Raw genomic sequence first — 26,164 nt, forward strand, 5'->3', positions numbered from 1 at the left:
GTCTAACGAAAACTGTTTTCACCCGCTCATGGCTTTGGCTGTGAGCGGGTGAACTGCGTTTGAGAGTGGTGGAGTGGTGGAGAGTCCTTCGCCGGAGGCTACGGACTCCAGGGTCGTGGAGTGAGATGGCGGGGAAACACCCCATTGGAATGGGGTGGTACGTTGGGGACGCTTCGCGACTGCGGTGTCCGGGATAAAATACTTCTTGCCAATTTACCGGATGTGCGTCCAATATACCACACAACCATGAAAGCACTCGTCAAAGCCAGAGCAGAGCGCGGATTGTGGCTCCAGGATGTCCCGGAGCCCGAAGTCGGCATCAATGATGTCCTCATCAAGGTGCGCAAGACCGGCATCTGCGGCACGGACCTGCACATCTACAAGTGGGACGCCTGGGCGCAGAAGACCATCCCGGTGCCGATGGTGGTGGGGCATGAGTTTGTGGGCGAGGTCATCGCCGTCGGCTCCAACGTGAATGACTTCCATGCGGGTGAGATCGTGAGCGCGGAAGGACATGTGGTCTGCGGGCGCTGTCGTAACTGCCTCGCGGGCCGCCGTCACCTTTGCAAAGACACGGTGGGCATCGGGGTCAATCGCACGGGAGCTTTTGCGGAATACATCAGCGTGCCGATGACGAATGTCTGGCATCATCGCGATGGAGTGGATGAGGAGGTGGCGAGCATCTTTGATCCCTTTGGCAATGCAGTGCACACCGCGCTGGCCTTTGAATGTCTTGGCGAGGATGTGCTCATCACTGGCGCAGGCCCGATCGGCATCATGGCGATTCCGGTCGTGAAGCACGCAGGCGCGCGGCACGTGGTGATCACGGATGTGAATGACTATCGGCTCGATCTTGCACGCCAGATGGGCGCGACGCGGGCGGTGAATGTAAAGAACGAGAGCATCACCGAGGTGCAGAAGCAGCTCGGCATGAAAGAAGGCTTCGATGTGGGCCTGGAGATGAGCGGCAATGCGACGGCCTTCCGCGACATGATTGATAACATGTGCCACGGCGGGAAGATCGCCATGCTCGGGATTCCGAGCGAGCAGATCGCCATCGACTGGAATAAGGTGATCTTCAACATGCTGACCGTAAAGGGTATCTACGGCCGCCAGATGTATGAGACGTGGTACTACATGAGCGTGATGCTGGAGAGCGGGCTGAACATCAAGCCGGTGATCACACATCGCTTCCACTACACCGACTTTGAAAAGGGCTTCGCCGCCATGGAGTCCGGAAACTGCGGCAAGGTGGTGCTCGACTGGGCCTCATAGATTCATCTCATTTTCGAACCCGCCTATCATCTCAGGCTGAAATCATGCGCTCTCTAGCTTTCCATTCCGTCGTCATCTTGGGCGCGCTGCTGCTCGCACTCACGCCGTCCGCCAAGGCCGCAGACTTCCGTGCGCTGCTGGATCGCGAGTGGGAGTGGATGATGGAGCAATCACCGACCTGGGCATCCTCGTTGGGTGACCGGCGCTGGAATGACCGCTGGGAAGACATCAGCGCCACGGCCATCGAGGCTCGTAACGAGCACCAACGGCAGCTCTTGAACGAACTGGAGGCGATGAATCGTGCCGCGTTGAGCGAGGCGGACCAGCTTAATTACGATCTGTTAGTTAGGCAGCTCCGCGATGAACTGGAGGGGGTGCCGTTCCGGCTCCATCTGATGCCCATCAACCGCCGTGGCGGCATCCAGACCAGTGACGAGCTCGCGGATGCACTGCGCTTTGACACCGTGAAGGACTATGAAGACTGGATCGCCAGGATGCGGGCTTTTCCAGCCTACATGGATCAAACCATCGCCCTCATGCGCGAGGGAATCCGCCTGCGCATCCTGCAGCCGAAGGTGGTGATCGAGCCCGTGCTCGAGCAGGTGGATGGGCAGATCGCGGGAGAGGTGGCGAAGCATCCGTTTCTGGCCCGATTTGAAAGAATGCCATCCGCCATCTCGGGGGCGGATCAGAGCCGTCTGAGAGCTGAAGGCGCGAAAGCAGCCATTGAGCAGGTCATTCCAGCCTTTGAGCGTTTGAAGATTTTTTTGAAGCAGGAGTATCTGCCTGCTTGTTATGACGAAGTGGGTCTATGGCAGCATCCGCAAGGCGCGGCGTGCTATGCGCATCTGGCGAGGCACTTTACCACCACGGCTCTCACGCCGCGTGAGATTCACGAGATTGGGCTGCGTGAGGTGGAGCGCATCACCGCAGCCATGGAGAAGGTGAAGGCGCAGGTGAAGTTCCCCGGTACGCTGGCGCAGTTCTTTGAGCATCTCCGCACCGACAAGCGCTTCTTTTATGCTTCATCCGGAGACCTCATGCTCGGCTATGAGGCCATGTCGAAGCGCATTGATCCCACGTTGGTGAAGCTCTTCCGTGCCATGCCGCGCATGCCTTACGGGGTGAAGTCCATCCCTGATAAAATCGCGCCGCACACCACCACCGCTTACTATCGCGAACCGGCGCCTGACGGATCACGTGCAGGCACTTTCTTTGTGAATCTGTTCAAGCCGGAGACGAGGCCGAAGTGGGAGATGATGGCGCTTTCTCTCCACGAGTCCGTTCCCGGTCATCATTTTCAGATCGCGCTGGCACAGGAGCAGGGAGAGCTGCCAAAGTTTCGCCGCCAGCTGCAGTTCACTGCCTATGTCGAGGGCTGGGCGCTCTACTGCGAAAGCCTGGGTGATGAACTGGGCCTCTACGACGACCCCTATGACAAGTTTGGCCAGCTCACTTATGACATGTGGCGCGCGGTGCGTCTGGTGGTGGACACGGGCATTCATGAGCTGCGCTGGAGCCGCGAAAAGGCCATCGCCTTTTTCCGGGATCATGCGCCGAAATCCGAGCAGGACATCGTCAACGAGATCGACCGCTACATCGGCTGGCCAGGCCAGGCCTTGGCCTACAAGATCGGCCAGCTCAAGATCCGCGAGCTGCGGACTGAGGCGGAGTTGGCTCTAGGCGATCGCTTCGACTTGCGCGCCTTTCATGATGTGGTGCTGCTGAGCGGTGCTGTGCCGCTGGAGGTGCTGCAACTGCGGGTGCGCGAGCACATCCAGAAGGTGAAGCTCGAAAGCGCCCAGTGAGCCGATGAAGCCGCCCCATATTTCCTCTCTGCCGCCCCCATGACGTCTCTTCACCCCTTGCTTCCATCCAAGCCTGCCGTTAGTCTTGGCCAAATGAGCAAAGCCAAGCGCAACGCATCCGCCGGCACCGAAGCTGCCGTTGAGTCTCCCGCACGCCGCTATTTCAAAGAGGTGCGCTTCCGGCAGATCCGCTCGCTGGTGGAGCTGTCACGCCGTGGCAGTTTTGCGGCAACCGCAGCGGCCATGGACCTCGCGGTGCCGTCAGTGTGGCAGCAGATTCGTTCGCTGGAGGATGAGTATGGTGTGCAGCTGGTGGTGGCAGAGGGCTCCAAGATGGCTCTGACGGAAGATGGCCGTGCGCTGGTGGATCTGGCGGCGCCGTTGGTGGAGTCCTTTGATGGTCTTCGCGCCATGTTTGAGGATCGGCGGAACAACGCCGCACGCACTCTAACTCTCGCGGCTACTCCTGCCATGCTCTCTGGCGCGCTGCGGAAGCCCATCATCCTGTATCGGAAGAATCATCCGAATGTGAAGATCGTGCTGCTGGACCGGCCTTCCTACCTGACCCGAGAGATCATCGAGCAGGACGGGGCTGACCTGGCCATCATGGGCATGGCGCCAGGAGATGAGCCGATGCCGCAGTTTCAATGCCTCCCACTGACGCGACACACCTTCCATCTCATGTGTCCGGCGGATCATGCGCTGGCACGTGCACGGCAGGTGACCCTGGCGAACATCGCCAGCCACCCGCTCGTGCTGGCCCCTGAGGAGAGCAGCTCGCACCGTCAGATCCGCCAGGTCTTCAGGAAGGCCGGGCTGGAGGATAAGATGAATGTGACGATGACCTCCACAAGCCGTGCGCTGCTGCTGAACTATGTGTCCATCGGCTTCGGCATTGCCATCGGCACCAGCGCGGCCAGCTTGAAGCCACCGAAGCCTGCCGCTGGCGAGACCGAGATCGTCTTCCGTGATGTGGCCTCGCTCTTTGGCTACGAAGAAGCATTTTTGGTTCAGCGCAAAGGGCGCTTTGAGCCGCCGCATGTGCGGGCCTTCCGCGAGCTGGTGATGAAGACCTTTCAGTAAGAGTGACCATGTCATGGACCCCTCATCCATGGTGCCGATCTGCCATTAGGCGTAGACGAATGACAGCGTGATTGATTCATTATTTATTAACCCACAGCCAAAGGCATCCCCTCCACCTGGCGTTGATGCTAACCCTAACAAACGAAACCCATATCATGAACCGCCGCTCCTTTTTCCAAGCCACAGGCATTGCCTCTCTTGCCAGTCAGTTTGCCGCGCAGGCGGCCGACAAGGCTGCTGATCCCGCCAAGCTCCCCTATGACGGTCCCGTCTTCAAAATCGGCAATATTGGTTGCGGCGGTCGCGGCACCTTTGTCTCGGGCATCATCGCGGAAAACCCTGGTTTCAAGCTCACGGCGGCCTGTGACTACTTTGAGGATCGCGTGAAGACTTTTGGCGAAAAATTTGGTGTGGCGGCGGACCAGCAGTTCACGGGTCTCGATGGCTACAAGAAGATGCTGGAGCATGTGGACGCGGTGGCGATTCACAGCCCTCCAGGTTTTCATGTGCAGCAGGCCATCGATGCCGTGGCGGCAGGCAAGCATGTGCTCATCGCGAAGCCAGTGGCCATCGATGTGGCGGGTTGTGAGGTGATCCGCCAGCTCGCGAAGGATGCGGCGAAGAAGGGCATTGTGGTGCTCGCAGATGTGCAGTGCCGTGGCGATGAGTTTTTCCAGGAAGGTATGAAGCGCATCCATGAAGGCGCGATTGGTGACCTCATGTTTGGCGAGTGCCACTATGAGGCGGATCTCATTCCGCTACAGTCCGAGGAGGACAACACGCCTGAGGGCCGCTTGAAGAACTGGATCCGTCACCGCGATCTCGCGGGTGACATCATCACCGAGCAGAACATTCATGCGCTCGATATCGTGAGCTGGGCCTTTGGGCGTCCGACACGCATCAGCGGCACCTGTGGTCGCGGTGGTCGTCCGGACAATGTGGGCGATGTGTCTGACCACTTCGCGCTGCTGTTTGAGTTCCAGAAGGGCACGGTCACCTTTGCCTCCCGCCAGTATGCGGCCTGGGGCTCGCCCTTCCTTTGCGACAACCGCTTCGTCGGCAACAAAGGTGCTTTCACCAGCAAGTTCGGCGGTCGTGTGATGATTCGCGGCGGCAAGGAAAATTTTTGGGCCGGTGGTGAGTCGAAGAACCTCTATCGCAGCGGCTCCGTGAACAATGTGGAGTCCTTCCGTGCGGCCATCGCGGCCAAGGATCCGAAGGGCAATCCGACGATTGAAGGTGCGGTGGAGACGACCTTGCTCACACTGTTCGGCGAGTTTGCCGCGAAGGCCGGACATAGCGTGACCTGGGATGAATTCATCCGTGACGCGAAGCCGGTGAAGATGAATCTGGATGGTCTGAAGGCGTGAGCCCAATGAGCCCGGCAGGTGCAAGCTGATGCTTTTCATGCTTGCACCTGCGGGAGGCCGCCTCTTCATGCAGGCATGGCTCAGGATCTCATCCGCGTGCGTGGCGCGCGGCAGCACAACCTCAAAAACATTGATGTCGACATTCCTCGGCATCAGTTGGTCGTGCTCACGGGGGTGAGTGGCAGCGGGAAGTCATCGTTGGCCTTTGACACGCTGTATGCGGAAGGGCAGCGGCGCTATGTACAGAGCCTGTCTGCGTATGCGCGGCAGTTCCTGGACCAGCTGGAGAAGCCGGATGTGGACTTCATTGAAGGGCTGTCACCGGCGGTCGCGATCGAGCAGGTGCACAGCACGCCGAATCCGCGCAGCACCATCGCCACGGTCACGGAGATCTATGACTATCTGCGCGTGCTGTATGCCGTGGCCGGGCAGCCGCATGATCCGGAAACCGGCGAGGCGCTGGTGAAGAACACACCGGCGGAGATTGGCTCACGTGTGCTGGAGTTGCCGGAAGGCACGCGCTGCGTGGTGCTGGCGCCTCTGGAGCCGCAGGAGACGGATGCGCTGAAGGCCACGTTTGAAAAACTGAGGCGGCAGGGCTTTGTGCGTGTGCGTCTGGATGGTGTGATCGTGGAGCTGGATGATGCGCTGAAACCTGAGCGTGGTGTGGAGCATCAGATCGAGATCGTGGTGGATCGCCTCGTCATTCGCGAGGGTGTGCGCCAGCGGCTCATGGAGAGCATCGAGGCGGCGCTGAAGTGGAATGAGCGCGAGGTGCAGTTCCTCATCGGCGGTGAAGGCAAGGAAGAGGTGATGGCCTTCACGACATCGTATGCGAATCCGCGCACGGGCTATTTGATGGAGAAGCTGACGCCGCAGCATTTTTCCTTCAACACGCACGTGGGTGCCTGCCCGACCTGTGAAGGTGTGGGCTCGCTCATGGCTCCGGATCCTGGCTTGATCGTGCCGGATGTGGAGGCCTCTCTTAAAGATGGCGCGGTGAAGAGCTGGTGGGCGCGGAATCCGAAGCTGAAACTGATTCACCAGCGCGGTGTCGAGGCACTCGCGAAGCATTTTGGCGTTTCGATGGAGGCTCCTTTCAAAGCGCTGCCGAAGGCCTTTAAAGACGCGCTGTTTCATGGCAGTGGCAAAGAGGCCATTTCCACCGGCTGGGCCACCAGCGGCACGAAGCGCAGCCTGGCCAAACCGTATGAAGGTCTGCTGAACGAGGCGAAGCGACTGCATGAAAATGCGGAGAGTGATGTGCTACGCACGCAGCTCTCACGCTTCATGAATCCGCTGCCCTGTCCGACGTGTGAGGGGCGCAGACTCCGAAAGGAATCTTTGGCGGTGAAGCTTAGTTCACAGTTCGCAGTTCGCGGTTCACGGTTGTCTGAAACTGAGAACCGAGAACTGAGAACCGAGAACGGTTTGAGTATCCACGACTTCTGCTCGCTGCCAATCAAGGATGCGCTGGTGTGGATGCAGGCACTCGAGATGACGGAGCATCAGCGCGCGTATGTGGGTGAGCTGCAGAAGGAGATCGTGAAGCGGCTGGAGTTTTTGGAGCAGGTGGGGCTGGGGTATCTTGGCTTGAATCGCGAGAGTGGCACGCTGTCCGGGGGCGAGATGCAGCGCATCCGCCTGGCCACGCAGATCGGCGCGGGTTTGGCAGGCGTGTTGTATGTGCTGGATGAGCCGAGCATCGGCCTGCATCCGGCAGACACGGAGAGACTCATCCGCACGCTGCTGAGGTTGCGTGATCTCGGGAACACCGTGCTTGTGGTGGAGCATGATGAGGCGATGATGCGCGCGGCGGATCATGTGATCGAGCTCGGGCCTGCGGCCGGTGTGCATGGTGGCAAGATCACGGCACAGGGAACACCGGCGGAGGTCATGGCGCTGAAGGAAAGCATCACCGGGGCTTACTTGAGCGAGACGCTGAAGATCAAGGCGCCGTCGCGCCGTATCTCGCCAGAGCGCAGCTTGTTTGAGGGTGGTGCGCATGCACTGACCATTCATGGCGCGACGGAGCATAACCTACAGTTTGTCACGACGACCTTCCCGATCGGCTGCTTCACCTGTGTTACAGGGCCTTCGGGTAGTGGCAAGTCCACGCTGGTGAACAAGGTGCTCATGCGCGCACTGCAGCGGCATTTTTACAGCGCGAAGGATGAGCCGGGCAAGCATGAGCGCATCACGGGCCTGGAGAATTTCGACAAGGTGGTGGTCATCGATCAATCGCCGATCGGTCGCAGTCCACGCAGCAATCCGGCGACTTACACAGGTGCCTTCACGGCCATTCGCGAGCTGTTTTCGCAACTGCCGCTGGCGCGTGTGCGTGGGTATGACTCGGGTCGCTTCAGTTTCAACACAGCAGGTGGTCGCTGTGAGAAGTGCCAAGGTGATGGACAGATCAAGATCGACATGCACTTCCTTGCGGATGTGTATGTGACCTGTGATCACTGCCAGGGAAAGCGATACAATGCCGAGACGCTAGAGATCACTTTCAAGGGGCGCAACATCGCTGAAGTCCTGGAGATGACGGTGACGGAGGCGGCGCGCTTCTTTGGCAAGGCGAGTGCGATCGCCGCGAAGCTCAACACACTGGAAGAGTGCGGTCTCGGCTACATCCGGCTCGGGCAGGCGGGCAACACACTTTCGGGTGGTGAGGCGCAGCGCATCAAGCTTTCCGCGGAGCTGGCGCGACGCGCCACGGGCCGCACGCTGTATGTGCTGGATGAGCCGACGACGGGTCTGCACTTTGCGGATATTCAAACCTTGCTCGGTGTGCTCTTCCGTCTGCGTGATGCAGGGAACACGCTGATCGTGATCGAACATCATCTGGATGTGATCCGCTGCGCGGACTGGGTCATTGATCTCGGCCCGGGTGGTGGCAATGAAGGCGGACGTCTGGTGGCCAGCGGCACGCCGGAGGATCTGATGCGCGTGCCGGAGAGCCCGACGGGACGCTTTTTGAAACAACATTCCTGAACCCCTTTATTTCCCTTTCATTTTCATGTCTGACATCGCCGAACGCCTGAACCAGATTCGTGAACGCATCTCCACTGCCTGCACGCGGGCGGGCAGGGATGCGAGCAGTGTGGAGCTGGTGGCGGTTTCGAAGACGAAGCCTGTGGAGGTCATTCAAGAGGCGGTGGATGCCGGGCAGCTTCTGTTTGGTGAAAATCGTGTGCAGGAAGTGCTGCTGAAGAGACCGCTGCTGCCGTCGAAGCTGCGCTGGCATCTCATCGGGCCGCTGCAGTCTAACAAAGTGCGTAAAATTCTGCCACAGGTGGAGATGATCGAGGCAGTGGATTCTCTGGACATCGCCAAGGACATCAACCGTATTGGCGCGGAGCTGGGGCTGCATCCGAAGGTGCTGCTGGAGATCAATGTGGCGGTGGAGTCGTCCAAGCATGGGTTTGGAGCGACGCAGATCCGGGAACAGCTTGAGGAGCTTTACGGGCTGGACCGCTTGTATATCCAAGGACTGATGTGCATTCCGCCATTTGATCTGACCCCGGAGCAGTCACGGAAGTATTTCGTGCAGTTGCGGACGCTGCGGGATGAGCTGGAGAAGATTGGTGGTGCGCCGCTGCCGGTGCTTTCGATGGGCATGAGCCATGACTTCGAGGTCGCGATTGAAGAAGGTGCGACGCTGGTGAGGGTGGGGACGGCGATTTTTGGGGGGCGGTGAGGCTGCGAGTGTCGCGGAGCGTCCCGGAGTGCGGTGGCAGAGATGCAAGGGCACCCTTGCATCGTCGACACCGCTCTCGTGCGCACGCAACGCGTTCGAGCTCACAGAACGTCTCTGCGCACACAGCGGTGTCGCGCTTGAGCGCTTCCCACCGCACTCCACGACGCTGCCGCGACTTCGGGGCTTTACTCGACGTTCTGGATCTGCTCGCGGATCTTTTCGAGCTCGGTCTTGGCGGCGACGACGTTGTGGGCGATGGCGGCGTGGTTGCACTTCGAGCCCATGGTGTTGAACTCGCGGAAGAACTCCTGCACGAGGAAGTCGAGGCTGCGGCCCACGGGTTCGTCGGAGGCGAGGTAGGCGCGGAACTGCTTCACGTGGCTGGCGGCGCGTGAGAGCTCTTCCGAGATGTCAGTGCGGTCGGCGAAGAGGGCGATCTCTTTGACGATGCGCTCGTCATCGAGAGGCAGAGGCAGGCCGGCTTTCTCGAGACGCTGGAGGAGGACCTCGCGCTGATTCGCAGGCACGCTGGGGGCGAGTTCGGCGATCTTCGCCGCGAGGGATTCGATGGTGGCAAGACGGGTTTCCATCTCCTCACGCAGATGACCGCCTTCAGCAGCGCGCATTTCGAGGAACTGCTTCAAGGCGGCCTCCAGTGCGGGCTGGAGCACGGGCCAGACTTCTTCGGCCACAGTCTCGCGGGCTTCGGAAACGAGCACGCCGGGGAGACGCACGATCTCGCTCAAGGAGATGTCCTGGGAGATGCCGAGGTGCTTCGCCATGGCCTTGAGCTCCTGCACGTACTTCGCGGCGACGATCTGGTCGAGGCGGGGCATGTTGTCTCCGGACGAAGGTTGGTCCGAACGGATCTGCACGCTCACACGGCCGCGTGAGCAGACGGCAGCGACTTGATTGCGGATCTGCGGTTCGAGATCGTTCAGATCACGCGGAAGGCTCACGCCGACCTCGAGCTGTTTACGGTTCACGCTGCTGCACTCCACCACCCAGGTGGTGCTGGTGCTTTCCTGCCGTGCTTCGCCACGGCCAAATCCGGTCATGCTTTTCATGTTCTGACCAATGCCGCGTGTGGTGCGGCAGGCAAGGCATGCTTGTCCTAAAATGAGGGAAGCAGCTTAGGGCGCATCATCCAGCGGGAAGGCGGAGGCGGCGAGGCGCGTCTGGGCTTCCTCACGCATGATCACGGCATGCGGCCGGCCCAGCCAGGCGCAGCCGAGGGTGATGGAGACGAGCGCAAGGAGACTGGCGATGGCCAGCCAGCGGCTGCGTCTACGCCAGGTCGGCCTAACGAAAAGAAGGGCAATGCGGTCCCCGAGCCGGGAACTGGTGAAGGCGGGCAGGGGAGCGGGAGCGGACATCCTGCCGGAAGCGAAGGCGAGGAGGTCATCCGCATAGGCAACGGGATCCGCATCGGCCACCGCAGCGCGGTCAGCCTCATGTTCGCAGGCGGCGGACCAGGCGGAGACGAGTCTCCAGGCCAGGGGATTAAACCAGAAGAGCACGGCAAAGACGCGCATGAGACAGGCCAGCGAGGCATCGTGCTGAAGCACATGATGCCATTCATGGCGCAGCGCGGTCTTTTGCAGGCGGGCGGGCCAGGTCATCCAGTCTTCCGGCAGCAAGACACCGCCCTGGCGACCAGGAAGAGCGAGTGGGGTTTCGACAAGCGATGAGACGCGGAAGCGCTTCAGGTCGCGATCGTTTTGAAGCAACAGTAGTTCGGCGACGCGGGTGCGCTCTTCATTGAGGAGTTCGCGTGCGTGCAGGCACATGCGGCGTACTTGGCGCCATTGTCTCCAACTGCGGACGAGCGTGAAGGTGATACCGAGGAGCCATAGTGAGAGCCAGAGATTTGAAGATGAGATGGTTTCCGCCGAAGTCTGCGATGCGGAGGCTTCTGTATTCTCCGGCATTATCTGGCTCAGCAGAGGCAGGAAGAGCACGGCAAGCGCGGCGATCTCCAGCGCGCGTCTTCTCAGGCCGATGGCGCTCGCGGGCACGAGTAGGGCGACTGCCATGAGCAGGCTGGAGGAGAGCAGGAACCAGATCATGGTGGTGACAAGGTGTCGTCAGGGTTTCCGATGCGCATCGATCAAGGCCTGGAGCTGGTCGACTTCCGAGGGCTTCAGGCGGCGCTCGGAGGGATCCAGCAGATTCGCCACGAGAGCGGCGGGCGAGTCATCGAAGAAGGTGGCCATCAGGCGTTTCAGTGCGCCTTTGCCAGCTTTTTGCGCGGGCTCTTTGGGCACGTAGAGATAGTGGCGCGCGCCTTCGGCCTTGGTCACGCTGGCGTGGCCTTTGTCCACCAGCACGCCGAGCAAGGCGCGAACGGCAGAGTAGTTCGGCGCATCGGTCATGCTGGACTGCACCTGCGCGGCGGTGGCCTCACCGAGACGGTAGAGGATATCCATCGCCTGGCGTTCTTTTTTGGAGAGGGGGTCTAGCTGTGCGCGTGCCACAAGAGAATGATGATGCACAAAACGGTGCTGGCAAGACACAAGTGCAGAAAAAACTGCATTTAGAAATTGACGGGGCTAATAAAGTGCAGAAAAATCTGCACATGGACCAAACACCTGCATCCACCCTCTCTCTGTCTCGAATTCTCAAAGCCTTTCTCCTCGCGACGAGCCTGGGGTTGCTGCTCAGCCAGTGCATGAGCGTGGCGCCTGCCCCTGCTCCGGCATCTGAGACCGCTAGCAGGAGCTCCTACTCCGAAGGTGGGAAGCCCGCCTCAAGCCCTACCAATGACGTCCTTGCGAAGCGTCCGGGGCTTGGCACACAACTGGGGCATGAGATCGACGATCGATCCACGAACACGCACTTCTATCGGAAGTCTGGCAGTCAGCCTGATGCTGTGGCCACCTTCCACTACAATGACCAGGAAGGCGCGAAGCTGATGGCCGAGATGATGGGCAAGGCGGTGAAGCGCGGCGGCGAGTTTGTGCTGATCCCTGGCAAGCTGGAGGTGAGCGTGAACAGCGGCTGGGGCTATGGCAGTGCCTATGAGCACTATCATGCCGGCGGGAAAGTCTTTGTCATCGGAGATGCTGGCAGCCGCTATGGTCTGGACCTGAAGAACCTGACCGACCGTCGCCTGGAAGTAGTGGTGAGCATCGACGGGCTGGACATTCTCGACGGGCAACCGGCCTCGACCCGCAAGCGCGGCTATGTGGTGCCTGCGAAGTCCTCCGTCTCCATCCGTGGCATGAAGGTGGGCGGCAAGCTGCGGACACTAGAGTTTGGCACGGTGGCGAAGTCACGTGCTGCCACGGCCTTTGGCGAGCGTGGTGCGCGCAATGTGGGGGTGATCGGCATGGCCTGCTATGAGGAGGACGAGTCGGCACGCCGTCGCGACCGTGTGGCGGAGACGTATCTGCGGGATGATGCGCGTGCCTTTGGCAACTGAGGTTTGACGGTGGCGTGGGGCTGCGGAAAGTCGCGGCCCCATGAAACTCTCTACCTGGAACGTCAACGGCATCCGTGCCTCGCTGAACAAAGGTCTGCGCGAATACCTGCTGGAAGGCGATGCGGATGTGATCTGCCTGCAAGAGACGAAGGCGATGAAGGAGCAGGTGGACCTCGGCTTCTTCGCTGGTTACCAGGCGGTGTGGAACAGCGCGGAGAAGAAGGGCTATTCCGGCACGTGCATCCTCAGCCGCGTGCCATGGAAGTCGGAGACGGTGGGCATGGGCATTGCGGATCATGACAAGGAAGGACGCGTCATTACCACGGAGTTTCCAGACTTCTATTTGGTGACGGTGTACACGCCGAACTCGCAGGCAGCGCTGGTGCGGCTGCCGTATCGCCTGGACTGGGATGCGGCGTTTCGTGCGTATCTGAAGAAGCTGGAGAAGAAGAAGCCGGTGCTTTGCTGTGGTGACCTGAACTGCGCGCATCAGGAGATCGACCTGGCGAATCCGAAGTCCAACCGGATGAACCCAGGCTTCAGTGATGCGGAGCGCGCGAGCTTCACTGAGCACCTGGATGCTGGTTTCCTGGATGTGTTCCGTGAGTTCGACAAGAGTCCGGGCCGCTATACGTGGTGGACGCAGCGCACGCCGGATGCCCGCGCGAAGAACATCGGATGGCGGTTGGATTATTGGTTAGCCTCGGAGAAGCTGAAGCCGGCGCTGAAGGCGTGCAAGATCCGTGATGACATTCACGGGTCGGATCATTGCCCGGTGGAGTTGGTGGTGGGATGAGGCCGGAGATTTTTTACAGGAGATTGGGAGTTTTGGAGTTCTGTTCCAAACCCTCCCAATCTCCTGTTAAAAATTCCCCGCGAGATCCATGTCGGGCTCGATGGGTTTGGCATCAAGGAGGTGCTCGACGAACTGGCGGCCGACCCAGGGGGCGCGGAGGACGCCTTTGGAGCCGAGGCCGTTGATGAATCCAATGTTAGGCTTGCCGGGGTGGAAGCCGATGAGCGCGTGCTTGCGCGGGATGATGGGGCGGACGGCGGTTTGTGAGTCCAGGATCTCATAGGGCTGCTTCAGCAGGCTTTGCAGCTTGGTCTCCAAGTCCTCGATGGCGGCGGGGGACGGTGTGGAGGCATCATCGAAGCTGAGTTCGTAGGTGGGGCCTGCGCGCAGGGTGCCATCGGCACGGGGCAGGAGCCAGCAGCCGCGGTTGATGATGCGTGTCTCGCCACCTGTGTCTGCTTTTACCTGCAGCACGGTGCCGCGTGCGGAGCCGAAGGGAACCCAGTCGAACCAGGCGTGTCTTGCTGCTTCCCAGCCAATGCAGAAGACGGCATGCGTGAAGGTCTCGCCACGCCAAACCAATGATCCGTCAGACTCTCCGGTCTGCCAGCAGCCTCTCTCAATGAAGTAGGCACGGCTAGCTGCCAGGAAAGTGGCGCTGTCCAGCCAGCCGCTGTGCTGCATCTCAAAGCCGCCGAAGGGTGCGGAGAAGATGTTTTCGTCGACCAGAGGGTTTTGCGTGTCTTTGAAGTAGGGTTTGAAGTCCGGTTGCTCGCGGCGCTTCTGCCAGCGATCGGCGGACCACTGGTCACGCAGGAGTTTCACAATCGGCAGGTCGTGGTAGAAGCTGCTGCCAAGCACGCTCTCAAGGTGACGATAAAAGACCACGGCTTCTGGATGAAGCGTGTCATAGCGCCAGCTGAGGTTCATGCGCATGCCGGTGATGGGTGTCACCAGTCCTGCGGCGATTTTCGAGGATGTGCCCGGCTCGTCACGGTCCACAATCATGAAGGGCACGCCGCGCTCATGCAGGCGCCAGGCCAGGCAGGTGCCGGCGAGACCGCCACCAATGATGAGGATGCGTGGCGCTGTCATTTCGCGGCCACCGGACCCTGCTTCACGTCGCCAGGCTTGCCCTGGAGATGCTTGTCAAAGAAGGTCTGCATCTTGTCGATCAAGTCCTTGGAGAAGAAGACATGCGGTGCGTCCTTGCCGGTGAGCAGCGTGCTGGAGACACCGGCTTTGTCGAGCGCTGCATCAAACTCCTCCGCCTGGGCATAGGGCACCAGAGTGTCTGCGGTGCCGTGCATGTGCAGGAAGGGCGGATCATCCTTGGTCACATAGGTCACGGGGGAGGCGGCGCGGGCTTCCTCCAGGTGCTTGCTCATCGGTCCGCCGAAGAGCTTGGCGATGGCGCTGTTGGGCTTGTCAGCATCAATGACGCTGCCTTTGCCGTAGAAGGTGAGGAAGTTCGCCGGGCCGCAGAAGTTCGCGATGCAGACCGGACGGACGCTATCGCCAGCCTTGCCGACATCGCCCTCGAGTTCCTTCACGCCGTAGCTGGTGCCGAGCAGGCTGACGAGATGCCCCCCTGCAGAGATGCCGAAGAGGGCGATGCGGTCAGGATCGATGCCGTGATCCTTCGCGTGACTTTTCAACCAGCGGAGCGCGGCTTTGACATCGTAGACCTGCGATGGCCAATGAGCTTCGTTGGTTAGGCGATAGCCGATGGAGGCGCCGGCGTAGCCGCCCTGCTTGATGAAGTGCAGCGTGACTCCCGCGTCATCCTTCGTGCCGCCTTCCCAGCCACCGCCATGGATATAGGCGATGAGCGGCAGCAGCTTGCCGGGAGGCTTCTCCGGCAGGTAGAGATCCAGCTTTTGCCGTGGATTGTCCTGCCCGGCGTAGTCGAGATTTCGCACGGCGATGTATCCCTCCGGAGCCGGGGAGGGATCAGCCTGTGCGATGAGGCAGGTGCCGAGAGTGACGAGACAGACGCCAAGGGCGGTCGGAAGGTGCATAGTGGAGAGGAGACTATTTCAGCAGCTTAGCAAACTCAGCCCCGCCTTTTTTCGCGGCCTCGAGGTAGTAGGCGATGGCCATGAGATGTTTGGTGGTCTCGCTGCCATCGATCTTCTCGCCATTGACCCAGCTTCCATCTGGCTGCTGAGCTTTCAAAGCCGCGTTCACCTTGCCGGCGGAGCCTTTGGCCTTGCTGACCCAGCTCTTCTCACTGGCGGAGTCTCCACGCTTCTCGAGCAGTTTTTCGCGCGGCTGCTGCAGGAGTTCCTTCAGCTTCGCGACATCGCGGCCGATGTGGTCCATCTTGAAGCCGTAGTGCGTGGGCATGTTTGAGTCGTCGTAAGTGAGCATATAGGTGTCCTTCACGAAGTAGAGAGGCTTGTTGGTCTGCAACTCGTAGAAGCGTGCATACTGGCCGTCTGGCAGAGCGGAGCGCTCATACCAGGCCATGGCTGCGGGGATGGGTTTGAGGTATTTTTCATCGCCCGTGACGACGTATAGCTCATGCAGGGTCTCCATGGCGCCGAGGCTCTCGCCGCCGGTGACGCAGGGTGGCTCAAACTTACGCGCCCACACGGGCTCCATGTCTTGATTGTACTGCTGGGCCCAGCCTGGCTGCGGATCGGGCATCTGCGCCATGATGAGGAAGTCGCCCACCTTCTTCGCGCTGTTCAGGTAGCGCTCATCCTTGGTCAGTTCATAAGCGCGCAGCATGAGCTGTGTGGCCTTTTGCAGGTTGCCATCATTCAGCGTGTAGAAGCTGGTGTAGTTGATCTTTGGGAACTCACGTGACCATGAAGTTGGATAGGCCGCCTTCTTCACTGGGGTGGCTGGATCTGCGGGGCCATTGAACTGCTGGCCCCAGGCACCGTTCGGGTATTGAGCGGCGAGCAGGCTGTCGAAAGCGAACTTCACGCATTCCTGAAGCGCGGCATCGTCTTTGCATTCCGGAAGATGGGAGAGCTCCAGAAGGAAGAGCATGGCGGACTGGGTCTTGTTGTCATCCAGCGTGCTCATGTTGTTGCGCTTGCCCTGCTCCTTGTCGCCCGCGAGCACCTGCTGGTGCAGCCAGTATTTCTTGGCCTTGTCCTCGGCGAAATCGAAGTCACTGCTCCAGCCACCACTGGCGAGCTGGCACTCGACGAGCGCCTTGCCGGCAGCCTTCGCGGCTTCGAGGATCTGGGCATCACCGGTGGCTTTGTAGGCACGGACAAAGGCCAGGCCCAGGGTGGTGGTGCCGGGAGGCTGGATGGAGATCACCGTCTTGGATTCGCTGTGCTCCGTCATGCCGGCACTGAGGTCCTTTTTCCAGCTGGAGGCATAGCCGCCATGCACGGCCAGCTTCGTGGTGCAGAAGGTCACGGCCTTCTTCAGCGCTTCCGTGGTCGCGGCAGGATCAGGCAGGGGATCGGCGGCAGAAAGCGCGAGTGGAAGGAGCAGGAAGGCTGGGAGGAGTTTCATGGTCGTGGTTGGCGAACAGCACACGGAACGTCGGCGCTGCTTTGTCCTTTCGCCGGGGAATGGGGGAAAGCTCTGGGAGACAAGCCGGATGGAGCTTTAGACCATTTTCCGGGGTGGGTGGGGTGGAGTGGGCACCCTCGCCGATGTGGTTGGGTGGAGGCTGCTGCTGGTGAGGCGACACCCGTTGTGAAAGGGACTGCCCATTCGCCCTGGAGAAGGTTTGACCAAACCCTGGAAGTCGATGCCTGCCGTGATCTGAGGCTGGATCATGGATTCTGGGTCGAAAATCACTCGCACTCGGGATGCGGTGCCGTGATTCTGGGTTGAAAACCAATCGTCCAGCGGGAAGGGATGCAGGCTCATGTCGGAGGGGTGCTGCTTCCTGCCTCGACGTCTCGTTCATTCTGAATTTCTCATCTCTCCATGCTCTCTGTCCCTGAACAACTCGAAATCCTCAAGCGCGGCACTGTCACGATCCACAGCGAGAAAGAGCTGGCGGAGAAGCTGGCCCGCGGAAAACCGCTGCGCATCAAGCTGGGGGTGGACCCGACCTCGCCGGACATCCATCTGGGGCATGCGGTGGCTCTGCGGAAGCTGCGCCAGTTCCAGGATCTGGGGCATCAGATCGTGCTGATCATCGGTGACTTCACGGCGATGATTGGCGACCCCTCGGGCCGATCCACCACGCGGCCGCCTTTGACCTATGACGAGGTGCTGAAGAATGCGAAGACCTACACGGACCAGGCTTTCCTGGTGCTGGACAAGGACAAAACCGAGGTCGTCTTCAACGGCTCCTGGTTCAAGGAGATGCCCTTCATGGAGGTGATCAAGCTGAACGCCCGAGTCACTCTCCAGCAGATGCTGCAGCGCGAGGACTTCAAAAATCGCGTGGCAAACGGCACCGAGGTGCGCCTGCACGAGATCCAGTACCCGATCATGCAGGGCTGGGACAGCGTGGTGGTGAGGTCGGATGTGGAGATTGGCGGCAGCGACCAGTTGTTTAACATTTTGGTAGGCCGTGACCTGCAGAAGGAAGAGGGCATGGAGCCGCAGATCTGCATGACGCTGCCGCTGCTGGAAGGTCTGGACGGTGTGAAGAAGATGTCCAAGAGCCTGGGCAACTACGTGGGTCTCACCGATGAGCCGAAGGACATGTTCGGCAAGCTGATGAGCATTCCGGATGAGTTGATGGCGAAGTACTATCTGCTTGTGCTGGGCGAGGTGCTGGACACGGCGATGCATCCGATGGAGGCGAAGAAGCAGCTCGCCGCGAAGTGCGTGGCGACCTATCACAACGCTGAGGCGGCGCAGGGCTGCCGTGACGACTGGGACACGCGTTTCAGCAAGCGTGACATGGCCAGCGCCGAGCTGCCGAGCTACACGCTGGGCGAGCGCAAGGACGTGCTCGGTGTGGTGCAGCATGCTTACCTGACGGTGTTTGAGCAGACTGTCTCCGGTGGCGATGCGCGTCGCTTGATTCAAGGCGGAAGCATTCAGCTCAATGGCGAGAAGCTGGCTGATCCGAAGGCGGAGCCTGCCTGGGAAAGCGGCGCGGTGCTGAAGCTGGACAAGAAGCGCAGCGTGAGGCTGGCGTGAGGTTCCCGGGAGTACGTTATTCACGCTTCAGCGTGTTCGATGAACTCCCAAGCAGATGCTAAAGCGTGAACAACGTATCTGTACTGCCTAACCAATAGGAGCAACAGGATCCGGAGTTGGCTCGGGAGTGGGTGCCGCAGCGGGTGCGGGAGCTTCTTTGGGCTTGCCGCGTCCGGCGATCCTGCCCACCAGGGCACCGACGGCGATGAGGGCCACGGGCATGGTGGGCGGGCACCAGAGGAGCTTGAAGTGGAAGGCGAGGAAACTGGCCACAAGGGCGATGAAGATGAAGCCGATGCCGCGCCAGAGGGCGCTCCAGCGCGGGGTACGCAGGGCGATCCAGGCGGCCGCCAACGCGGCGATGCCCCAGGCGATCCACTGCTGGATCTCGGTGAGCTTTTGCAGATGCGGCAGCCGCAGAGTGTCCGCGATGGCCTGCGCATGCAGATAGGCAAGGCGCGGTATTTCATTCGCCTCATGATCGAGCCCGATGACGATGACCTTGCTCTGCTTCAAAGCGGCTTTGTCGGCAGGACTCAGCGCATCCGCCAAGGTGCCTGTCATGAGGTCGAGCGCATTGATGACGGGGACATTGGTGCGCTGAGTGACAGCCAAGCTGCCATCGCTTTGCAAAGGCACGAAGGTGCCTTCGGCCAAGTAGGCTCCGCCGCCAGGGCCAAGGCGCAGACGGTGCAGAGCATAGGGGCTGTTCGTGAGGCGAGCAAAAGTTTGGGCAAGCGCTCCTGGCAGCAGGGTGTTCTCCGCACGCAAGGCATAGGGCAGGGATGACGTGCCTGCTTTCGATATGACGGAGAGCAGGCCGAGTTCGCCAGAAGCACGCAAGGAAGCCTCCGGCGCAGCGATGAGCGCGGAAAGAGCCTGGGCATCTTTGACTTCACCATCCACGCGCTGGAAGTGCGGCAGGGCATCTGCCAAATCGCCCATGAACGGCGGCGTGGATGCAGCGGTCTTGTTTTCGACCAGCCTTGTCTCTACCCCGAAAACCACGCTGGTGAAGGGCAGGAGAGCGTCATTCACGGCGGGGACAAACTCAGGTGCGGGAGTGCCCCAGCCCAGTGGCATGGCGATGAGCAACACACTAGGGTCATAGGGTTGCAGCCCTCTCAGCAGCGTCTGCCAGTCCAGCGGGGGAGGTGGCCAGCTCGCATACTCGCCGCGCTGCTCCTCTTTGATGGCGATGAAGGCCACGCCGCCGTCCCTTTCATCCTTCACGGGCTGGCTCAGGCGCTCGCGAGCATTGGCCACGAGCACGTCGAGGAAGAGATCGTCCACATGCTGGAAGCGGCCGGCGCGCTGCTCGCGATCGACATACCACGCGGCCGAACCCAGGCAGGCGAGGAGAAGAAGCAGACGGAGGAACAGCATGCAGGCAGAATGCAGGTCAAAGGGTCAACGATCAAAAAGTCAGGACTCTGACAGTTTGAGAGCAATGCAGGGCGGATGCCAAGCCTGGAATGATTAGTTTGAGACCTATTCTTTGAGGACTTTTCTCGCCAACGACATGAACTTGTCCGTGGCGGTGGCCCAACTAAAGTTTTGGCGAACCCAGGTGAGCGCGGTGCTGGCGATGCGCTGACGCTTGGCCGGATCTTCAATCAAGGAGATCACGGCATTCGCAAAGTCAGCATCTTCATCGGCCAGCAAGGCATGCTCGCCATGCACTACGGGAAGGCCTTCGGTGCCGATGTGGGTGGAGACGAGCGCGAGGCCGGCGGCCATGCCTTCAAAGACTTTGATGCGGGTGCCGCCGCCGACACGCAGGGGCAGGATCATGATGCTGGCACGCTCGAGATAGGGGCGCACGTCATCGACGGTGCCAGTGACTTCGATACTGGAATCTTCCGCAGCCAGAGCACGCACAGCAGGCGTGGGATTACGACCGATGAGAATGACTTTTACCTCTGGACAGCGGGCCTTGATGAGCGGGTAACTGTGCCGAACGAAATGTTCGACCGCATCTACATTCGCATGCCAGTCCATGCTGCCGAGAAAGGCCAGCACAGGCGCGGTGGCGGTGCTGGGAGTGAAGTAGTCACAATCCACACCGGTGGGCACCCAGCCGAGGACGTTTTTCATGCCCCGCTCATCACGGAAGGTGCGCTCCTCATCTTCTGAAACGGCGATTTGACCCGTGGCATGCTGCGCGGCGTGATCCTCAAAGTCACGAGTGAGCTGCCACTCGCGCTGGCAGATCCAGCGGCGCAGCGGATTTGCGGTGTTCTTCACATGGCGCTGCCAGATGAGGGACTCGACATTGTGCTGGAAGACGATGGTCGGGACTGCGGAAGCCAGCTTCAACTCCGCGAAGTGGATCCAGGACATGAGGTAGTCCGCGATGACGAGGTCATGCCTGCCGCTGGCGAGCTGCTGGGTGATCAGATCGCGCGCTTGTTTGGAAGAGTACTTCTGTGAGGCAAAGGGGCGGCTGCTGGTGAGGCAGTTCCACAGCACGGCCGGGTAGAAGCGCGCAGTGCCGCCGCGCGGTGGATCGAGATCGAAGGTGATGACCTCATCACAGTACTCGGAGGCTTTTTGCACGGCCTCGTCCGTGTCCTGGGGAACTCGCGGGCAGAGATAAGTGATGCGCGCATGACGGCGCATTTGCCGCAGCATGTGGTAGGTGCGCAGGCGGTCGCCTCCATTCAGGGGATGCAGCAGGCGGACATTGACCCAGAGAATACTCGGACGTTCGGTCTCCATCATGGCGGATTGGGCGGCAGAGCCTCGGTCGGTGCTGGCGGTGGTGTGAGGGCAGAGGCTGGAATGTCACCGCCCATGATCCGGTGTTCAGGCAGAAGATGAAAATCAGCCACGACCGGCAAATGCTGGGCCTTTGCCTCGATAACTTCGCTGCGACGGATCTCCCAATGACTGGAGGCAAACATCTGGTCCAGCCTCAGCCAGGGCTGGAAGAGTGCCAGAGGATTGCCGGTGTCTCCGGGGAAGGTGTAACCCACACCGCTTCCCTTGACCAGGTGGGCGTCTTGAAGCTGGCCGGCAAACTCATCATAAATGGGGCCGAACGTGGGAGTATTGAAGTCGCCGCAAACCAGGACCGGGATGGTCTCGGCCCGGATGCGCTCGCCAATTTCCCGTGCCACGGTCATCTGGCTGTCCCAGAAGGCTTGATAGCTCTTCCTTTTCTCCGCCCACGGAGTCCCCGGCAGACCGATGATGCCATAGAGGAAAGCGCCGCGCTTGTAGGATTCCAATGCGCCGCGCGGTGTCTGGAGGTGAATATTGTAGATGGCGATGCGCGCACCGGCTGCCATCACCACGAAGCGGGCGGCCCGTCCGGAGCTGAGCGCACCCTTCTGCGTCCGGTCGATGCCGAGGAGTTCCACGCTCACGATCGGCCAGCGGCTGAGCATCACAAACTCGCCCGCACCGTTCACGTCCTTGAATTCCGAGTATTCTGGCGTGCTCTTATAGTAGGTGGCTTTTCCCACCTGGTCTTGCAAAACGACAATATCCGGGTGTAGCGCATTCTTGACTACCTGGAGTGAGGCGCCTTTTCCCTGCCCGCGGTTCCAGGTCACCACTCGCAGAGTATTGAGATCCTTCACGCCTGCGGAGGGAGGAGTCACCGGGCCGCCGAAGCGGAAGTCCAGATGCGAGTGGCCAAAATAGGCGCAGGCCAGCAGCAGGAAGGGCAGGCTTTTCCAGTCAAACAGCAAGACCGGCAGCAAAAGCAGCAAACCAGGTAGAATGATGATCCACTGGGGAGTGTACATCAGGGCGGCTGTGGTCAGGTTTGCCTGCCCCCAGAAATGGAAACCCACCATGAGGCCAAAAAAGCCCAGGAGGTAGAGCCATGTCACGGCCCGGGTCATAAGCCTCAAGACTCGGTAGCAGCCCCATGCCGAAGCGGCGGGAGGGTAGGGCTCATGGTGCTCTGGAGTCCGGGGGGCAAATTCCTCTGCATCGCCATTTCCTGGGGAAATGGAATTGGGAGGGGCAGGTTTCTCCTCAAGCCTCTTGAGCAGCAGCAGCTCGTCCTGGGAGTAGCGTCGCCGCTGGGAGCGCCGGGAGCCTGACTCTGGGCTGTCTGCCATGGCGAATTTAAGAAAAAACGAAGGAGCGGTGTATAAAAGCTACTGGTTCAGCGACTCCGCTGGAGGCGGAAGTTTCGGTGTTTCAGGGAGCTCTGCTTGGGGAGAAGATGCTGCTTTTGACCCAGCAGGCTGCACAGCAGCGGGAGGCTGCGTGAGGATGGGCTCGTTGCCTTCTCCCTTCAAATAGCCGTACTTTACCAGCAGGACCGGCACGGCCACGACAGCGATAAGAATGGCGGTGACCAGCAGGACCAACGATTCCAGGATCGTCAGCCCGCTCTTGGAGTGCCTGGTGGATGGCAAGGGGGGCGGAAACATCGGCCCATTTCTAATTCAGGATTCCACACCCGCAAGACAAGGATTCCGGCATCTTGAGGCGGGCAAAAATTCAAAAAAAATACCGACTATGGCACTAGGGGAGTATTGCGAAGCGTCAAAAGGTCTCAAAACTTGCAATGTAGCTGTTTCCTCCGGGGTATTATGTGAATAACTCTTCGGAAAAAAAACAGTGTTTCTGTTAACGTTAGCTTTACGATTTTACCCAAGCAGTCTATTGTCCTACTCCTAGCGCTCCAAATATTCTCCCGTGCGTACGATTTTCGAAAACATTCTTCGATTCGCTCCCCAAAACACCTCAGACTTGGTGTTGATGGTGGCAGCGATGATTTGGGTGGCGTTGTGGATCGTTTGTCTGGTCGACGTAAAAGGGAGTCATCGAGGTACGTTCGGCAAAATCTTTTGGATGCTTGTTTTGACCGTCCCGCTGGCAGGCCTGCTGCTGTACGCGCTATCTGAATTTGTGTTTGCTGACTGGCGCAAAGCATTGGCTTGGCGCAAGAACGATGCAGTCAAGAAACCTGGCGGCTCACTCCAGGCCTCTTCTTGACGGGATCTCCCGATCCTGACTCCCCGGCAAAGTTTCCATCAACTCCATCTCTCCCATGAACTCCACAAGCAACTTCCCACTGCTTAGAATCGCCGGTTTGTGTTCTCTCCTCGCCGGGTCGGTCCTCGGGCAAGGTCAGGACTCCGTTAGCCAAGGCCAGGAGTACTATTATGGCGGCGGGCGCTACCAGGGGCTCTCCTCGGATGTCCTGATTAACGGCGCCCTGGATGCTCCAGCTGCCGGCGTCGGTGCCATTTCCGGAGCCAGCGCCTTCCTGACGCAGATCACAACCTTCGGTGCCTGGCAGGGCTTGCAGCAGCCTGAGGGTTATGTGGGCTTGAGCGGGGCCATGGGTCTGGCGCTGCCAAACCTCTTCACCAACCAGACGAGCATCAACCACATGCAGAAGCAAAATCCGTATTTTGCTTACCGTATGGGTCCTTTCTATGTCGATCAGGTCTATGGCGGCATTGCCACCATTTATTCGGACGTGCAGGGAAATCCCCCGGGCATCACCGCTGCGGGGCTTGCGGATGACAATTGGGCCGCCATGACATGGTTGAGCGCCCGCTTCACCGCCTACATCACTGACCGCTTCGCCATCACGATCAATCCTTGGATCTACTGGCTCCCTCTCAAGGGTGAGGTGGGTTGGGCCGCAGGTGGTGGTCTTTTCGGCCTGAACAGCTACCTGAATCCCCAGACCTCCGCCACGATCGGCTTCCACATTCCGGTCGGTCGCTGGGACTTCTCCTTCTATGATCAGTTCCAGGCGTTCATGCTGCAGGACAGCATTTTGAGCGAGAACTTCTTCGTCAATGCGCAGGCCTGGGACATGAGCCCGGTGGATCCAGCGGGTCGCTTCCAGTTCGGTGGCTTCGGCCCCTCCTATGTTGACATGACCGGGGACACCCGCCTCTCCACGAATGACCAGCTGTTCCGCAGCGATCGTCTCTTCTACCGCAACAACTCTTACTTCAACGCCACCACGACCATCGGCACCGGTATGTCCTTCTCGACCTACTATGGTCGCTACGACTTCTGGGATGATGACATGGATCATCTGGGTTCCTGGGATACCGCAGGTGCGGTTCTGGCCGGGACCAAAGGAAACTTCCGCCCCTACGTGGCCTATCAAGGCACCACCTACGATGCCTGGAGCAGCAGCTACCACTGGCTCCTCGCAGGTGCCGCAGCCCGTGTGAATCCCCAGCTGCTCCTTTACGGAAATGCAGGCTATCTCTGGTCCTCCAGCGCCGATCAGACTCGCGATCAGGACAGCTGGCTCGGCACCTTCGGCGCCCGCCACCAGATCGGGCCTTGGACTTCCCACTCTCTTGAAGGTGGCCGCTCCGTCACCGATCCGGAGTTCAATCAGCGCACTCGTTCCGACTACGTCAGCTACATGCTGACCCACATCCTCGGGCCCCGCCTCTCCACCTCCGTTTTCCTCATGTATGCTGACCGCCAATACCTGAACGAAAACCGCATCGGTCGCGATCACAAGATCGCCGCCGCAGGTGCTGTGGCACGCATCATCCTGGACGAAAAATCCACTCTCAGCCTGTTCACCTCCTTCGAGCGTCTCCGCATGGAAGACATCGACCGCGGCTGGGACGTCTGGACCTACCGCGCCAACTACTTCCGCCGCATCGGCATGAGCACCAGCTTCCACATGATGTATCAATATCAGGATGCCGGTGCTGGCAGCCAGAAGACAGACAACTTCTCCGAGCATCTGATCTACGCTGGATTGATGAAACAATTCTGATCCAGCCTGGATCAGGCGGAATCAAGCTTGATCCAGCGATCGTCTGAAAAGCGCCTTGGGCGGCCCGTTTCATCATTTGACGAGCCGCCCAATCTCATTTGAACTGCGTTCCCAACCCCTTCGTTTCCCATCTCCTCTCGTATGTCAGCCCAAGGTCCATTCAAAGCCTCTGTCCGCCGTCGTGTTCTTGTCTCCTTGATGATGGTCCTGCCAATGCTGGTTTCTAGCTGCAAAACCAAAGCACCTGTTGATATCGAAGGGCCTGAAGCGCCTACACCTCCGGTTAGGCGTGCGGATGACATCGGAACCGCCGGCTATCAAACAGCTGTCGGTGACGCGCTCGATATCTTCGTGCTGGAGGATGCCTCGTTCAACAGCCAGTACATCGTGCGTCCCAGTGGTGACATCATCATCCCCAAAGCAGGACGTGTGCAGGTGCTGGGCATGACACTGGCGCAGGTGGAGGGCACCGTGAAAGCCGTGTTGGAGCAGAACCAGCTTCGCCAGGCCACGGTTGTCGCCGACCCTGTCCGCCGTGGTGCCAGCAGCGCAGAAGGCCAGGTCTCCGCCGGCCTAACCATCTATCTTTCAGGCAATGTGACCCGCACAGGTCGTGTGCTGGTGCCCTTCGTCGGCGGTGGTCAGGTCACCGCATACCAGGCCATCATGGACGCGGGTGGCTTCACCCCCTTTGCGAACAAGCGTAAGAGCTATGTGCTGCGCCGCAATGCAGGCACCAACACCCAGCGCATCCCCGTCAACTTCGACAAAATTGAAAAAAGCGAGGAACCCGATCTCGCACTGCAGGATGGTGACATGCTGGTCGTGCCTCAGAAGCTGATCGGCCTGTGACCTTACATGCCCGCTGACTCGGGCTTTCGACTCTCCAACTTGGC

The 26,164-nt window shown here is 59.9% G+C and carries 22 protein-coding genes; 12 read left to right on the forward strand and 10 right to left on the reverse strand.

Going from position 1 to position 26,164, the window contains the following annotated elements:
• Positions 1 to 246 precede the first annotated feature (246 nt).
• The 6 genes from tdh (at position 247) to BGE01nite_RS03535 (ending at position 9,236) form a co-directional block, all read left to right on the forward strand.
• On the forward strand, positions 247 to 1,275 hold the full coding sequence (gene tdh, locus BGE01nite_RS03510) for an L-threonine 3-dehydrogenase (RefSeq protein ID WP_146848879.1): 1,029 nt from the start codon (positions 247 to 249) through the stop codon (positions 1,273 to 1,275).
• Between the two features lie 44 nt (positions 1,276 to 1,319).
• Complete coding sequence (locus tag BGE01nite_RS03515) at positions 1,320 to 3,083, forward strand: DUF885 domain-containing protein (protein WP_146848880.1); 1,764 nt, start codon at positions 1,320 to 1,322, stop codon at positions 3,081 to 3,083.
• Between the two features lie 93 nt (positions 3,084 to 3,176).
• Positions 3,177 to 4,166, forward strand: coding sequence for a LysR family transcriptional regulator (locus BGE01nite_RS03520; RefSeq protein WP_170266563.1), 990 nt, complete (start codon positions 3,177 to 3,179; stop codon positions 4,164 to 4,166).
• Positions 4,167 to 4,321: 155 nt separating this feature from the next.
• Positions 4,322 to 5,536 (forward strand): Gfo/Idh/MocA family protein, encoded by a 1,215-nt coding sequence (locus BGE01nite_RS03525; RefSeq protein ID WP_170266564.1) that lies wholly within the window; start codon positions 4,322 to 4,324, stop codon positions 5,534 to 5,536.
• A 75-nt stretch (positions 5,537 to 5,611) separates the two neighbouring features.
• Complete coding sequence (gene uvrA, locus BGE01nite_RS03530) at positions 5,612 to 8,530, forward strand: excinuclease ABC subunit UvrA (protein WP_146848883.1); 2,919 nt, start codon at positions 5,612 to 5,614, stop codon at positions 8,528 to 8,530.
• A gap of 25 nt (positions 8,531 to 8,555) precedes the next feature.
• Complete coding sequence (locus BGE01nite_RS03535; protein WP_146848884.1) at positions 8,556 to 9,236, forward strand: YggS family pyridoxal phosphate-dependent enzyme; 681 nt, start codon at positions 8,556 to 8,558, stop codon at positions 9,234 to 9,236.
• A gap of 185 nt (positions 9,237 to 9,421) precedes the next feature.
• Here BGE01nite_RS03535 and BGE01nite_RS03540 read toward each other — a convergent pair whose 3' ends face one another.
• From BGE01nite_RS03540 to BGE01nite_RS03550, 3 genes are all read right to left on the reverse strand, one after another.
• Positions 9,422 to 10,294 carry a YicC/YloC family endoribonuclease gene (locus tag BGE01nite_RS03540; protein WP_218032884.1) on the reverse strand — a complete coding sequence of 291 codons (873 nt, stop codon included), beginning with the start codon at positions 10,292 to 10,294 and terminating at the stop codon, positions 9,422 to 9,424.
• A 75-nt stretch (positions 10,295 to 10,369) separates the two neighbouring features.
• The gene (locus BGE01nite_RS03545) at positions 10,370 to 11,305 is read right to left on the reverse strand and encodes a M56 family metallopeptidase (protein ID WP_146848886.1); all 936 of its coding nucleotides are present in this window, start codon (positions 11,303 to 11,305) and stop codon (positions 10,370 to 10,372) included.
• A gap of 18 nt (positions 11,306 to 11,323) precedes the next feature.
• Complete coding sequence (locus BGE01nite_RS03550; RefSeq protein ID WP_308741212.1) at positions 11,324 to 11,752, reverse strand: BlaI/MecI/CopY family transcriptional regulator; 429 nt, start codon at positions 11,750 to 11,752, stop codon at positions 11,324 to 11,326.
• 62 nt (positions 11,753 to 11,814) lie between these two features.
• Between BGE01nite_RS03550 and BGE01nite_RS03555 the strand changes: the two genes are divergently transcribed.
• Both BGE01nite_RS03555 and BGE01nite_RS03560 read left to right on the forward strand, forming a co-directional pair.
• The gene (locus BGE01nite_RS03555; protein WP_146848888.1) at positions 11,815 to 12,660 is read left to right on the forward strand and encodes a hypothetical protein; all 846 of its coding nucleotides are present in this window, start codon (positions 11,815 to 11,817) and stop codon (positions 12,658 to 12,660) included.
• 40 nt (positions 12,661 to 12,700) lie between these two features.
• Positions 12,701 to 13,456 carry an exodeoxyribonuclease III gene (locus tag BGE01nite_RS03560; RefSeq protein ID WP_146848889.1) on the forward strand — a complete coding sequence of 252 codons (756 nt, stop codon included), beginning with the start codon at positions 12,701 to 12,703 and terminating at the stop codon, positions 13,454 to 13,456.
• Between the two features lie 66 nt (positions 13,457 to 13,522).
• Here the strand turns inward: BGE01nite_RS03560 and BGE01nite_RS03565 are convergent, their stop codons facing one another.
• The 3 genes from BGE01nite_RS03565 to BGE01nite_RS03575 are packed head-to-tail and all read right to left on the reverse strand — an operon-like array spanning position 13,523 to position 16,939.
• Entirely contained in the window at positions 13,523 to 14,551 is a 1,029-nt protein-coding gene (locus BGE01nite_RS03565; protein ID WP_146848890.1) for an NAD(P)/FAD-dependent oxidoreductase, read from the reverse strand.
• Complete coding sequence (locus BGE01nite_RS03570) at positions 14,548 to 15,477, reverse strand: alpha/beta hydrolase (RefSeq protein WP_146848891.1); 930 nt, start codon at positions 15,475 to 15,477, stop codon at positions 14,548 to 14,550. Before BGE01nite_RS03570 ends, BGE01nite_RS03565 begins: the two co-directional genes overlap by 4 nt.
• A gap of 13 nt (positions 15,478 to 15,490) precedes the next feature.
• Complete coding sequence (locus BGE01nite_RS03575) at positions 15,491 to 16,939, reverse strand: pectate lyase (protein ID WP_146848892.1); 1,449 nt, start codon at positions 16,937 to 16,939, stop codon at positions 15,491 to 15,493.
• 423 nt (positions 16,940 to 17,362) lie between these two features.
• Between BGE01nite_RS03575 and tyrS the strand changes: the two genes are divergently transcribed.
• Entirely contained in the window at positions 17,363 to 18,535 is a 1,173-nt protein-coding gene (gene tyrS / locus BGE01nite_RS03580; protein ID WP_146848893.1) for a tyrosine--tRNA ligase, read from the forward strand.
• 87 nt (positions 18,536 to 18,622) lie between these two features.
• On the opposite strand, the gene BGE01nite_RS03585 is transcribed toward tyrS, so the two are convergent.
• From BGE01nite_RS03585 to BGE01nite_RS03600, 4 genes are all read right to left on the reverse strand, one after another.
• Complete coding sequence (locus BGE01nite_RS03585) at positions 18,623 to 19,921, reverse strand: hypothetical protein (protein WP_146848894.1); 1,299 nt, start codon at positions 19,919 to 19,921, stop codon at positions 18,623 to 18,625.
• A gap of 105 nt (positions 19,922 to 20,026) precedes the next feature.
• Complete coding sequence (locus tag BGE01nite_RS03590) at positions 20,027 to 21,259, reverse strand: glycosyltransferase family 4 protein (RefSeq protein ID WP_146848895.1); 1,233 nt, start codon at positions 21,257 to 21,259, stop codon at positions 20,027 to 20,029.
• Positions 21,256 to 22,377 carry an endonuclease/exonuclease/phosphatase family protein gene (locus BGE01nite_RS03595; RefSeq protein ID WP_218032885.1) on the reverse strand — a complete coding sequence of 374 codons (1,122 nt, stop codon included), beginning with the start codon at positions 22,375 to 22,377 and terminating at the stop codon, positions 21,256 to 21,258. Before BGE01nite_RS03595 ends, BGE01nite_RS03590 begins: the two co-directional genes overlap by 4 nt.
• 273 nt (positions 22,378 to 22,650) lie before the next feature.
• The gene (locus BGE01nite_RS03600; RefSeq protein WP_146848897.1) at positions 22,651 to 22,929 is read right to left on the reverse strand and encodes a hypothetical protein; all 279 of its coding nucleotides are present in this window, start codon (positions 22,927 to 22,929) and stop codon (positions 22,651 to 22,653) included.
• Positions 22,930 to 23,197: 268 nt separating this feature from the next.
• On the opposite strand from BGE01nite_RS03600, the gene BGE01nite_RS03605 reads away from it, so the two are divergent.
• The 3 genes from BGE01nite_RS03605 (at position 23,198) to BGE01nite_RS03615 (ending at position 26,120) form a co-directional block, all read left to right on the forward strand.
• The gene (locus tag BGE01nite_RS03605) at positions 23,198 to 23,497 is read left to right on the forward strand and encodes a PLDc N-terminal domain-containing protein (RefSeq protein ID WP_146848898.1); all 300 of its coding nucleotides are present in this window, start codon (positions 23,198 to 23,200) and stop codon (positions 23,495 to 23,497) included.
• A gap of 55 nt (positions 23,498 to 23,552) precedes the next feature.
• Entirely contained in the window at positions 23,553 to 25,268 is a 1,716-nt protein-coding gene (locus BGE01nite_RS03610; protein ID WP_146848899.1) for a hypothetical protein, read from the forward strand.
• 213 nt (positions 25,269 to 25,481) lie between these two features.
• On the forward strand, positions 25,482 to 26,120 hold the full coding sequence (locus BGE01nite_RS03615; protein ID WP_218032886.1) for a polysaccharide biosynthesis/export family protein: 639 nt from the start codon (positions 25,482 to 25,484) through the stop codon (positions 26,118 to 26,120).
• Positions 26,121 to 26,164 lie beyond the last annotated feature (44 nt).

It is taken from the genome of Prosthecobacter gellanilyticus, assembly GCF_007992435.1.
Classification (GTDB): Bacteria; Verrucomicrobiota; Verrucomicrobiia; order Verrucomicrobiales; family Verrucomicrobiaceae; genus Prosthecobacter; species Prosthecobacter gellanilyticus.